General features: G+C 62.4%; 14 protein-coding genes. 5 read left to right on the forward strand and 9 right to left on the reverse strand.

Features of this window, described 5'->3' with window-relative positions:
* Positions 1–181 precede the first annotated feature (181 nt).
* The gene (locus tag B7H23_RS13640) at positions 182–637 is read left to right on the forward strand and encodes a VOC family protein (protein ID WP_094078004.1); all 456 of its coding nucleotides are present in this window, start codon (positions 182–184) and stop codon (positions 635–637) included.
* Between the two features lie 51 nt (positions 638–688).
* Here the strand turns inward: B7H23_RS13640 and B7H23_RS13645 are convergent, their stop codons facing one another.
* Positions 689–1,795: an NAD(P)/FAD-dependent oxidoreductase gene (locus tag B7H23_RS13645; protein WP_094078005.1), complete on the reverse strand. Its 1,107-nt coding sequence runs from the start codon at positions 1,793–1,795 to the stop codon at positions 689–691.
* A 61-nt stretch (positions 1,796–1,856) separates the two neighbouring features.
* On the opposite strand from B7H23_RS13645, the gene mnmC2 reads away from it, so the two are divergent.
* Positions 1,857–2,576: a tRNA (5-methylaminomethyl-2-thiouridine)(34)-methyltransferase MnmC2 gene (mnmC2, locus tag B7H23_RS13650; protein ID WP_158215844.1), complete on the forward strand. Its 720-nt coding sequence runs from the start codon at positions 1,857–1,859 to the stop codon at positions 2,574–2,576.
* Between the two features lies 1 nt (position 2,577).
* Here mnmC2 and B7H23_RS13655 read toward each other — a convergent pair whose 3' ends face one another.
* The 5 genes from B7H23_RS13655 to B7H23_RS13675 form a co-directional block, all read right to left on the reverse strand.
* Positions 2,578–2,850, reverse strand: coding sequence for a hypothetical protein (locus B7H23_RS13655; RefSeq protein ID WP_240535112.1), 273 nt, complete (start codon positions 2,848–2,850; stop codon positions 2,578–2,580).
* The gene (gene gatA / locus B7H23_RS13660; protein WP_094078007.1) at positions 2,844–4,325 is read right to left on the reverse strand and encodes an Asp-tRNA(Asn)/Glu-tRNA(Gln) amidotransferase subunit GatA; all 1,482 of its coding nucleotides are present in this window, start codon (positions 4,323–4,325) and stop codon (positions 2,844–2,846) included. Before gatA ends, B7H23_RS13655 begins: the two co-directional genes overlap by 7 nt.
* Positions 4,322–4,792 carry a GNAT family N-acetyltransferase gene (locus B7H23_RS13665; RefSeq protein WP_094078008.1) on the reverse strand — a complete coding sequence of 157 codons (471 nt, stop codon included), beginning with the start codon at positions 4,790–4,792 and terminating at the stop codon, positions 4,322–4,324. The genes gatA and B7H23_RS13665 overlap by 4 nt, the downstream gene beginning before the upstream one ends.
* Positions 4,793–4,796: 4 nt before the next feature.
* Entirely contained in the window at positions 4,797–5,084 is a 288-nt protein-coding gene (gene gatC / locus B7H23_RS13670; RefSeq protein WP_094078009.1) for an Asp-tRNA(Asn)/Glu-tRNA(Gln) amidotransferase subunit GatC, read from the reverse strand.
* A 126-nt stretch (positions 5,085–5,210) separates the two neighbouring features.
* Complete coding sequence (locus tag B7H23_RS13675; RefSeq protein ID WP_094078010.1) at positions 5,211–5,921, reverse strand: metal-dependent hydrolase; 711 nt, start codon at positions 5,919–5,921, stop codon at positions 5,211–5,213.
* A gap of 73 nt (positions 5,922–5,994) precedes the next feature.
* Here B7H23_RS13675 and ruvX point away from each other — a divergent pair, with 73 nt between their 5' ends.
* Positions 5,995–6,471, forward strand: coding sequence for a Holliday junction resolvase RuvX (ruvX, locus tag B7H23_RS13680; RefSeq protein ID WP_094078011.1), 477 nt, complete (start codon positions 5,995–5,997; stop codon positions 6,469–6,471).
* On the opposite strand, the gene B7H23_RS13685 is transcribed toward ruvX, so the two are convergent.
* The 3 genes from B7H23_RS13685 to B7H23_RS13695 all read right to left on the reverse strand — a co-directional run bounded on the left by B7H23_RS13685 (position 6,427) and on the right by B7H23_RS13695 (position 9,016).
* Positions 6,427–6,807: a DUF6105 family protein gene (locus B7H23_RS13685; protein ID WP_240535113.1), complete on the reverse strand. Its 381-nt coding sequence runs from the start codon at positions 6,805–6,807 to the stop codon at positions 6,427–6,429. The two genes, ruvX and B7H23_RS13685, sit on opposite strands and share 45 nt — an antisense overlap.
* On the reverse strand, positions 6,807–7,274 hold the full coding sequence (locus tag B7H23_RS13690) for a hypothetical protein (protein ID WP_139944430.1): 468 nt from the start codon (positions 7,272–7,274) through the stop codon (positions 6,807–6,809). The genes B7H23_RS13685 and B7H23_RS13690 overlap by 1 nt, the downstream gene beginning before the upstream one ends.
* A 116-nt stretch (positions 7,275–7,390) precedes the next feature.
* Positions 7,391–9,016 carry an acyl-CoA dehydrogenase family protein gene (locus B7H23_RS13695; RefSeq protein WP_094078398.1) on the reverse strand — a complete coding sequence of 542 codons (1,626 nt, stop codon included), beginning with the start codon at positions 9,014–9,016 and terminating at the stop codon, positions 7,391–7,393.
* 150 nt (positions 9,017–9,166) lie between these two features.
* Here B7H23_RS13695 and B7H23_RS13700 point away from each other — a divergent pair, with 150 nt between their 5' ends.
* Together B7H23_RS13700 and B7H23_RS13705 are read left to right on the forward strand one after the other, a co-directional pair.
* On the forward strand, positions 9,167–10,123 hold the full coding sequence (locus B7H23_RS13700) for an aspartate carbamoyltransferase catalytic subunit (RefSeq protein WP_094078013.1): 957 nt from the start codon (positions 9,167–9,169) through the stop codon (positions 10,121–10,123).
* A complete protein-coding gene (locus tag B7H23_RS13705; RefSeq protein ID WP_094078014.1) occupies positions 10,120–11,412 on the forward strand; it encodes a dihydroorotase in 1,293 nt (430 codons plus the stop codon). The genes B7H23_RS13700 and B7H23_RS13705 overlap by 4 nt, the downstream gene beginning before the upstream one ends.
* Positions 11,413–11,432: the final 20 nt, after the last annotated feature.

Here is an 11,432-nt window from a genome sequence, read left to right on the forward strand (position 1 = left end):
TAGCATAGGAAATTCGTGGCGTGACAAGGCCGCATCGACATAAACTTACGTTTCGTCACCGAGAAGATGCAACTTGCTGCTCTCCTGCGACGGTTCCATCGCTGGGCAAGCCGCGAATGAACCCTAGAGTTTCCAGTTCGAGCAATTCCATCTCTCAACATTCAAAGAAGGAGCAGAAGGCATGCGCTATCTGCACAGCATGATTCGAATTCGCGACATCGACGAGGCGCTCGATTTCTGGGTTGGCAAGATGGGGCTGACGGAGACGCGCCGTATCGACAATGAAAACGGCAAGTTCACGCTCATCTTCCTGGCCGCAGACGCCGATCTCGACCGGGCAAAGGACCGGCGTTCGCCGGAACTCGAACTGACCTATAACTGGCCGGACGAGAATGGCGAGCAGGAGAGCTATTCGAACGGCCGGAGTTTTGGCCATGTCGCCTACAAGGTCGATAACATTTACGAAACCTGCCAGAAATTGATGGATGCCGGCGTCACCATCAATCGGCCACCGCGCGATGGTTATATGGCTTTCGTCAAAAGCCCGGACAACATTTCTATCGAGCTTCTGCAGGAAGGCGAGGCGCTGGAACCGGCCGAACCCTGGAAAAGCATGGAAAACACCGGTAGCTGGTGAAAGAAAAGCCTCTCCTATCAAAGTGTTCGGCGCGCATTTATAGAAAGCGATTCAGCGGATGGGACCGCCTGCCTCCAGCAGTTGCAGAGCCTTTCGCGCCATGGATGGCGCGAAGGCCAGCCCGGTCTTATAGCCGCCAGACGCCATGACAGCACGGTCGCCGATCCTTTCGACGACCGGGTTGGCCGTCGGTCCTTTCGGGCGCAGATGGGCCCATCGTTCCAGCACGATCGCATCCTGCAAGGTCGGGCAGAGCCGGACCGCGCGGTCGATCAGATCGTCCAGTTTACGGTCGGTCGTGAACGGCTCGGACCAGGTCTTTTCCGTGGTCGAACCGAGACCGAGCGTGCCGTCGATATGGGGCACCAGATAGACGCCGTCACCGTAGATCAGCGGCATGTTTTCGGGTAGCGGCCGGCGGGGAAGCAATAATGCGCCCTGCCCCTTCACACCTTCGATAGCTGGCGTATCGGCAGGCGCAATGCCGAGCACCGCCAGCACATCCGTCGTCTGCGCGCCGGCCGCGACGATCAATTGGCCGGCGCCGACTGTTCCGTTGTTCAGAGCGAGCGTGCCGGAGGCCGTGTCCCAACAGGTGGGTTGGACTTCTTCGTAAACATCGACAGTACCAGCGATGGACGCGCGAAGCGCTGCCAGCAGCTTTCGCGGCGCGACGACGGCACTAAGCGTATCGAAGGCATGGCCGAACGACGTGGCGCGTTTGGATAAGACGTTCCATGGATCCGCGCCGTCGCGCACCTCCCAACGAAATGTTTCCGCAGCGCCAGCCTGCCAGTTGTGGCGCGCGGCTTGTCCCCAGTTTTCCTGCCGGTCCCGCTGGGCTTGATCGGTAATGGGCGTCAGCCGCCCGACCCGCCGATAACCGGTCGGCACGCCGGTTTCGCCTTCCAGCGTCCGGCACAGCGTCTCCAGTTCGATCAGCGCGTCGAACTGCGTCTGCTTCTTTTCGTTCCAGGGGACGGGCTGGTGCGGCATGAGCGCGCCGAGAACGCCACCGGATGCGCCATCGCCAATCCGTCCGCGCTCGATCAACGCCACCGACCGCCCGGCCTGGGATGCGAAGCGCGCCGCCCAGAGGCCAACGATCCCGCCGCCGATGATCGCCAGATCGTATGAACGAGCGAATGTGCCGATTATGTGTTCCTTTCCGCATGGCGCGCTATGGTTCCCGCATTATGACGAACCGGCGCGGCGTTCAATGAAAGCTTCCCCTCACCCGCTCGACTGGACCGAGGACGGGCAGGCCCGTTCCTCCCTCTATAACGATGTCTTCTTCAGCGAGGCTGACGGTCTGGCCGAAACGCTGCATGTCTTTCTGGGCGGCAACAGGCTCGGTGAACGCTTTGCGCAACTGGATGCAGGCGAGACCTTCACCATTGGCGAACTCGGCTTCGGCAGCGGGCTCAATATGCTCGCCGCGATGCATTTATGGCAGAGCCATGCGCCGGACGACGCCAGCCTCCGCCTCGTCAGTTTCGAAAAGCACCTGCTGCCGGCCTATGCCATCGAGAAGATGCTGAAGCCTTGGCCGCATCTGCTCGCCATTGCCGAACCGATATTGAAGAGCGTGACCGCCGAGCAGGACGGCGATCTCGATATCGCCTTTGACGAAGATGATAGGATTCGCCTGAGGGTTCTGGTAGGCGATGCACCGGCGCGGATCGCCGATATGCCAGCGTCCGCCGATGCCTGGTTTCTGGACGGGTTTTCGCCGGCCAAGAACCCCGATCTCTGGTCCGCCGAACTGATGGCGGCGGTGGCGAAGAAGACGGCACCGGGCGGCACCTTCGCGACCTACACGGCCGCCGGCTGGGTCCGCCGCAATCTGGAAGCCGCCGGCTTCAAAGTTGAGAAACAGCCGGGCTTCGGGACCAAGCGGGAGATGCTGGTGGGGTGCTTAATCGGGTCGAATTGCTGATTTACGACAGATTCTCGCGAAGAGCCCCAATCTCGTCAGCAACAGCCATGTCCGGTATCGTCAAGCCAGCGCGGCGATACCAGTAGTCGGCGTTCCATTCATCGCCCTCGATCCGATGCACGATCGCATGAATCCGATCGAACAGCGCATCGCCTTCATGCGCCTGGGCAATCTGGTGGGCGGCGTCCCATTCCGGCCCCATGGCATAGTCGCCTTCGTGAAGGAGCGTCAGCGCCTGCCGGGCAAGCGCCGCACGGTCCTTCTCGCTTACCACCAGCGCTCCGGCGTGAAGCGGCCCGCCGCCTTCTCGATAACGCGACCCGCGGCAAATAATGTTTCCTCGTCGAAGGGCTTGCCGATCAGCTGCAGGCCAAGCGGCAGTTTCTGCGCGTTCAGGCCCGCCGGCACGGCGATGCCCGGCAGACCGGCCATGTTCACCGTCACGGTGAAGATGTCGTTCAGATACATCGCGACCGGATCGACATGGCGCTCATTGTCGCCGATGGGAAAGGCCGCGCTTGGCGTCGCTGGTGTCAAAATCGCATCGACCCCCTCATCGAAGGCGGTCTCGAAATCGCGCTTGATGAGGGTGCGCACCTTCTGCGCGCGCAGATAATAGGCGTCGTAATAGCCGGCGGAGAGCACATAGGTGCCGATCATGATGCGGCGCTTGACCTCGTCGCCGAAGCCGGCGGCGCGGCTCTTTTCATACATGTCGGTGATGTCCTTGCCGGTCTCGCGCAGGCCGTAGCGGACGCCGTCATAGCGCGCGAGGTTGGACGAGGCCTCGGCCGGGGCGACGATGTAATAGGCCGGCAGAGCATATTTGGTGTGCGGCAGCGAGATATCGCGGATCTCGGCGCCCGCATCCTTCATCATGGCGATGCCATCCTGCCAGAGCGATTCGATTTCATCGCTCATGCCGTCCATGCGGTATTCCTTCGGAATGCCGATGGTCAGGCCCTTGACGCCGCGCTCGACCGCCGCCTCGAAATCCGGCACCGGCACGTCGGCCGATGTGCTGTCCTTCAGATCGAGGGACGCCATGGATTTCAGCATGATCGCCGCATCCTGCACGGTGCGCGTCACCGGGCCGGCTTGATCGAGCGAGGAAGCGAAGGCCACGACGCCCCAGCGCGAGCAACGGCCATAGGTCGGCTTGATCCCGACCGTGCCGGTGAACGCGGCGGGCTGGCGGATCGAGCCGCCCGTGTCGGTCGCCGTCGCCGCGACGCAAAGACCGGCCGCCACCGCCGTCGCCGAGCCGCCGGACGAGCCGCCAGGCACCAGATCGGTCGTCGCACCTTCCGCCCGCCACGGGTTCTTGACGGGGCCATAGCCACTGGTCTCGTTGGACGAGCCCATGGCGAATTCGTCCATGTTCAGCTTGCCCAGCATAACCGCGCCATCCGCCCAGAGATTGGCCGTGACCGTGCTTTCATAGGGCGGGTGGAAGTCATCGAGAATGCGGCTGCAGGCCTGGGTGTGATCGCCTTCGGTGGCGAACAGATCCTTGATGCCAAGCGGCACGCCCTCCAGCGGACCGCCCTGCCCCTTCGCCAGCTTCTCGTCCGACGCTTTCGCCATGGTCCGCGCCTTGTCGTGGCCGATGGCGACATAGGCGTTCAGGGCGCTATTGGCGGCATCGATCGCACCGAGATAGGCGTTGGTGATCTCCGAGGAGGTGAACTCCTTGCCGGCAAGGCCGTCGCGCGCCTCGGCGAGGGTGAGTTCTGTGAGATCAGTCATGCGGAAAGAACCTTACGGTAGAAACGGTTATGGTCTGAGGACGGATAGTAGAGAACGACGCCGCATGGGGCAAAGCCGGCGCGTTCGTAAAGGTGCCAGGCAGGCGCGAACGCCGCCGAAGTACCGGTTTCCAGAACCAGTTCGGACAGGCCTAGCGATTCGGCCTTCGCAATGATGGCGGCAAGCACCGAAGCGCCGATACCCTTTCCGCGCTGCTCGGGCGCGGCCCACATGCGCTTCACTTCACCGGTCTTCGCATCGTGCTGCTTGAGGCATCCCATACCGACCGGCGCACCCGTCTCATCGCGTACGATAAAGACGGTGCAGTCCGCGCCATCCATCTCTTCGGCAGTCATCTGAAACTGAAATTCCGGCGGATGAAGCGGCGCCATGGCCGCGTTTAGCGCTTCGACCATGGCTCGCACATCATCCTGCAGGGCTGTTTCCATGGTCACGGCAAAAGCCAAATTCCTACTCCACCACCTTGGGCACCAGGAAGAAATGGTCCTCGGTCGCCGGCGCGTTCTTCACAATATCGTCGGCCTTGCCGCCATCGGTCACTTCATCGTCGCGCAGGCGCATCGCCATCGGACGGACGGACGTCATCGGCTCGACCCCCTCCACATCCACTTCGGACAATTGCTCGACGAAACCGAGGATGGCGTTCAGTTCGCTCGTCATCCGCTCGGCCTCGCCCTCCTTCAGGGCGATGCGCGACAGATGGGCCACGCGGTGGACGGTGTCGGTATCGACGCTCATGGCAAACTCCGGACTGACGGATGGGCGCGGCCCTTCATCGGACCGCTCTCTTCGCGCCCGCTATAGCGAGGCGCTATCGGCGGTGCAACACGGCCGGACGCGATGGCGCAAACCTACCCACCCCGATCAGATGTCCACCACCTCGCCTATCTGCGGCACAACCATTTCGACTCCCGAACCTTCCAGTTCCCGACCGAAATCCTCGGCCGTGCCGCTCAGGAATTCGAACGAGCCGTAATGGCTCGGCACCACCTTGTCGAAATTGAAATATTTGCGGCAAGCCATGGCCGCCAGTTTCGGACCCATGGTCAGTCGGTCGCCGATGCAGACGACGCCGATCTTCGGCTTATGCACTTCCTCGATCAGCGCCATGTCGGAAAAGATGCCGGTATCGCCGGAGAAATAGATTGTGTCGTCGCCCTCGGTCGCCGGTTCGACCACCAGCCCGGTCGGATTGCCCAGATAGATAGTCTTGCCATCGCGGAAGGTCGAACTGGAATGCAGCGCCGGCCAGCAGGTGACGGAGAAAGCGTCGAAGCGCACGGTGCCGCCATGATTGATCGGGCTGCCCTGATTCTCGGGCAGACCCTCGGCGGTCAGAAACTGGATGATCTCGTAGGGCGCGACGACGATTGCCCCGGTCTTTTGCGCCATCTTCACCGTCACGCCGATGTGGTCGTCATGACCGTGGGTCAGAAGGATATGGGTGATGCCTTCGGCCGGCTCTTCCCAGCCGCCATCCCAGACAGGATTGCCCTCCAGAAAGGGATCAATGAAAATTCCGGCGTTGCTGGTATCGAGGCGAAAGGTTGCATGACCGTACCAAGTCAGCTTCATGGCGAATCTCCTCATCTGTTCCAGCCGTTGAGAATAGGTCGCGGCGGATTGGCGAAAAGAACAGGATCGGTGCATGGACAACGCCATTTCAATCGAAGCCATGTCAGAGCGGCTTGCCAACGGCAAGATTCTGGCCGGCCTCGATCTGGGTGAGAAGACGATCGGTCTGGCCGTTTCCGACCGGGCTCTCTCTTTCTCCCATGCCCGGCCGGTGATCGCCCGTAAAAAGTTCAGCCAGGATGCAGAGGCACTGCTCGCCGCCCTCGCCAGCGATCCGCTTGCCGGCTTCGTCATCGGTCTGCCGAACAATCTGGATGGATCGGCGGGCCCGCGTGTGCAGGCGACGCGCGCCTTCGTGCGCAACATGACGCGGTTCACGGAACTGCCGTTCGTCTTCTGGGACGAGCGTCTTTCCACGGTCGCCGTCGAGCGGACGATGATCGAAGCGGACGTTTCAAGGGCCAAACGCGCCGCGAAAATCGATTCGGCGGCGGCCGCCTTTATTCTACAGGGCGCGCTCGACCGGATCGCCCTGTTGCGGCAGAGCTAGACTGGCTGCAGTTGGCTCGCTGGCCGGCAGATCGACCTGTGCGGCCAGGCGGAGGCGTCGCCTTTCGTTCCACCAGGCGCGGATCCGTTTGCGGCGACGGAAAGCCACAATGCAAAGAACCACTGCGGCATCCCAGATGACTGCCCGGATCAGAAGAGCCGGTATGATATCAGGATCGAGACCCAGCAGATTGGCGTAGGTCTGCATGACAAGGTCGTGCATCTGCCGGGACAAATAGATGCTGCCGAAATTGACGTCGTTGGCAGACAAAACGAACCAGCTCGTATAGAGCGCCAGGGGCACGACCCAGAAGATAAGGGCGACGCGGGTAATCACTATCGCTTACCTTCGCGCCTGTCCGAACGCGCGGCATTCGCCAAGGCAACCAAATGGCTGGCCTGACGGGCCGGCAGTGTCGCTGGGGATGCTTCCTCGCCATCGGGTATGGATTTGTCGACCAACAGGAACGATGCGATCAAACCGGAGGCGGCGATGCAGCCGTCGACAATTGCGCAGAAGCCATGATCCGCCAGATGCGTGAGCATGACCGCGCCGATGACGACGAGCGCGAAGGCGAAAACCATTTGATAGGGCGGCAAATCCGAGGCCGTGCAATCATGCGCCGGTAACGTTGCGGTCGTCATGGCCACCCAGCCAAAGCCAAGCGCTGCCGCCCCGGCGATGGCCGGCAAAAGCAGCGCCGACCAGACGGTCGGATTGCCAGTGCTTTCGTCCGCCATGATCGCCATCAGTCCTGCCGCGGCAAACGCCACCATCCAGAACAGGCAGGTAAGAACCGGCATGAGCCGCGCCATGAAACACCCCGTATTAACGATTTGTAAACTGTATCGGGCGGTCCGGTCTGTCCATGCAATCTCCTGCTTAAGGTTAACAGCGCGGCCAGCTGTCCACATGCCGCTCAGGCATCGGCAGGATAGAGCGTCTGGAGGATCGTCGCCGGCTCGTAACGCGCATCGAGCGTGCCGTAGGTACTGCGCCATGCGCCGCCAAGCCGACTCTCGGCAAAGGCGTCCGCAATGCGTCCAGCGCCGAGGCGCCGCAGTTCCGCCGCAGCGGCTGCCAGTGCCAGTTGCTCCGTCAGAAAGCGGGCGCTGCCTTCATCGGTAAGGGCCACCTCGGCGGCGGCCCGCAGAACGCCGACGGTCGAATCGGCCGAACGGCCAAGGTCGTGGTGCAAATCCTCGAGGATCGTATCCAGAGCTTGTGGGGACCGTTTCAGCACACGCAGAAGATCCAGCGCCATCACATTGCCCGATCCCTCCCAGATCGCGTTGACGGGCGCTTCCCGATAGTGGCGCGCCATGGGAAAGGTCTCGCAATAGCCGTCGCCACCGAGGCATTCCATCGCTTCGTATGTCAGCGCTGGTGTGATCTTGCAGACCCAGTATTTGACGACCGGGGTCATCAGCCGCAGCCAGGCAGCCTGCGTGTCGTCATCAGCCGCCTCGTCGAAAGCGCGGGCGAGCCGGAACGCCAACGCCGTCGCCGCAGCGACGTCCAGCGCCATATCGGCCAGGACGCGCTTCATCAGCGGTTGATCATAGAGTTTTTCGCCGAACACCTCGCGATGGCGGCAATGATGGATGGCTTCGGCCAGCGCGCCGCGCATCAGGCCGGCGGATGCGAGGGCACAGTCCAGCCGGGTCAGGCCCACCATGTCCATAATGGTCCCGATGCCCCTGCCGGGCTCACCGAGAAGCTGACCGATCGTGCCATCGAAGCGCACCTCCGACGATGCGTTCGAGCGATTGCCGAGCTTGTCCTTCAGTCGCTGGAGGTGCAGGCCATTGCTCTGCCCGTCTCCGCGAATGCGCTGGATGAGGAAGCAGCTCGGGCCAGCCTCCGTTTGAGCGAGCACCAGAAAGCCGTCGCTCATCGGTGCTGAGAAGAACCATTTCTCGCCGTCGATCCGCCAGTAGCCGCCGCCGATTTCCGTGGCCTCGGTGCTGTTGGTCCGCAGATCGGTTCCGCCCTGGCGCTCCGTCATGCCCATACCGAGCGTCAAACCAGCTTTCCGCGAAGGCGGCCGGTGGCTGGGATCGTATTTTCGGCTGACGATGCGCGGCCGCCAATCTTCGAAAAGACCTTCCTCGCTGGCGATGGAGGCAAGCGACGCATTGGTCATCGTGATGGGGCACAGATGGCCGCATTCGAGCTGAGCCATGAGATAAAATTTCGCCGCCCGCATGGTCGCGCGCTGGCCCGCTTCATCGTCGCCCCCTTCCCAGAAAGAGCCGTGCAGGCCTTCCGCGACAGAGCGACGCATAAGCGCGTGATAGGCGGGATGGAACTCCACCCGGTCGAGGCGTTCGCCGTGCCGGTCATGGGTCTGAAGCGTCGGCGGCATCTGGTTGGCCAATCGCGCCATATCGAGCGCATCGGGCGCCAGAACGTAGGAGCCGAGCGAATCGAGACCGTCGCACACGTGTGCCGGGAACGGATCGGTGAGCTGCACCAGTAGCGGATCGCGCCGCCAGGCGTTTGCGCCGGCAAGAGGCGGTGTGCGGTTGAAATCGCTGACCATGATGGGCGTGTCCTTCTGCCAATCGGCGAATCGGGTCCATTCTATCGTGTCTTCAGCATGTTTCATGAGCCGACGGCCACCGTAATCGCTTGTGGCTGGGCGAGGATGAACGCTTGCGACCCGGAAGTCGCCCCGCTATCAGACACAGCCATGGTGGTCGGCCCGCACTCCTTTTCATCGCGTCATCTGCTCGGCATTCGTAATCTTTCCGAGCAGGATATCGAATTTCTGCTGAACCGGGCTGAGAAAGCGGTCGAAGTTTCGCGCCGGCCGGACAAGAAAACGTCATCGCTCCGTGGGCGCACCCAGATCAACCTGTTCTTCGAAGCATCGACGCGAACCCAGGCCTCGTTCGAGCTGGCCGGAAAGCGTCTCGGCGCCGATGTGATGAATATGAGCGTCGCCGCGTCCTCGGTGAAGAAGGGCGAAACGCTGATCGACACCGCCATGACGCTGAATGCCATGCGGCCGGACATTCTGGTGATCCGCCACGGCAGCTCGGGCGCGGCGGACCTCTTGGCGCAGAAGGTCGACTGCGCGGTCGTCAATGCCGGCGACGGCCAGCATGAGCACCCGACCCAGGCGCTGCTCGACGCGCTGACGATCCGCCGGCACAAGGGCAGATTGCAAGGCCTGACCGTCGCCATCTGCGGCGATGTGCTCCACAGCCGCGTGGCGCGGTCCGACATCTTTCTTCTCGGCAAAATGGGTGCCCGCATCCGCCTTGTCGGCCCATCGACGCTCATGCCGGCCGGGGTCGAGGAATTCGGCGTCGAAGTCTTTCACCGGTTGGAAGACGGGATCGCCAATGCCGATGTCGTTATGATGCTGCGTCTGCAGCGCGAGCGCATGGCGGGCGCCTTCGTGCCGAGCGAGCGCGAATATTTCCGCTATTTCGGCCTCGACACCAAGAAGCTCGCGTTTGCCAAGGACGACGCCATCGTCATGCATCCCGGCCCGATGAATCGCGGCGTTGAGATCGCCAGCCTGATGGCGGACGCCCCCCAGAGCGTGATCGAGGAACAGGTCGAGATGGGCGTGGCGGTACGCATGGCCGTCCTCGAACTCCTTGCCGCCCCTTCCCACAATGAAGAGGGTGCGACATGAGCGCCCTTCTTCTGACCCGCGGCCGGGTGGTCGATCCATCACGCGGAATCGACGCAATGGGCGCGGTGCTGATCGAAGGTGATAATATCGTCGCGGCCGGCCCCGACGTTCTCAACCAGGGCGCGCCGGAGGGTGCGGAGATTGTCGAATGCAGGGGACATATCATCGCGCCGGGATTGGTCGACGGCCGCGTTTTCATCGGCGAGCCAGGCTACGAATATCGCGAAACGATCCGCTCCGCTTCCGAAGCAGCGGCGGCAGGCGGCGTTACTTCGCTCGTCATGATGCCCGATACCAGCCCGGTCATGGATGAGCCATCGCTGGTGGAGTATGTGCTGCGTACCGCACGCGCCACATCTCGCGTCCGCATCCATCCGTCCGCCGCCATTACCAGAGGTTTGCGCGGTCAGGAGATGACCGAATTCGGCCTTCTGCGCGAAGCGGGAGCCGTTGCTTTCACCGACGGTCGCAACACGCTCGACAACCCGGTCGTAATGCGTCGCGCCATGAGTTACGCGCGCGATTTCGACTCGCTGATCGTTTCGGAAACGCAGGACCGAGCGCTTGCCGCTGGCGGCGTCATGAACGAAGGCAAACTGGCCACGCTGATGGGCCTGCCCGGCATTCCGCGCGAGGCCGAACTCATTCCACTGCAGCGCGACCTGGCGCTGGCGGGCCTGACCGGCGCGCGTTATCATGCCGCCAAGATCTCCTGCATGATGAGCGCCGATGCGGTGCGCCGAGCCAAGGACAACGGCCAGAAAGTGACCGCTGGCGTCTCGATCAATCATCTGTCATTGAACGAGAACGACGTTCAGGGCTACCGCACCTTCTACCGGCTTTCGCCGCCCCTGCGCGACGAGCTGGACCGCCACGCGATGGCCAATGCGATCGCCGACGGCACCATCGATATTGTGGTCTCCAGCCACGATCCGCAGGACGTCGATACGAAGCGTCTGCCATTCGCCGAAGCCGCGCCCGGCGCGATCGGCCTGGAAACACTTCTGGCGGCCCTTCTGCGCCGCGTTCATGACGGCACGCTCACCCTGATGCGCGCCATCGAAGTGGTGACGAGCGCGCCAGCAAGTCTGTTCGGCCTGCCCTATGGCACGCTGAAGCCGGGTGCCAAGGCCGATATCGCCGTCATCGACCTTGACGCGCCCTGGGAGGTCTCGGACAAGGATTTGCGCTCGCATTCGCGCAATAGCTGTTTTGAGAATGCAAAGATGAGCGGGCGGGTTGTCAGAACCATCGTATCGGGGAAGACCGTCTTCGAACTGAACAAGTAGTCGGCAGGAAGGAGGGAGGG

The sequence above is a fragment of the Notoacmeibacter marinus genome, assembly GCF_002238045.1.
GTDB lineage: Bacteria > Pseudomonadota > Alphaproteobacteria > Rhizobiales > Rhizobiaceae > Notoacmeibacter > Notoacmeibacter marinus.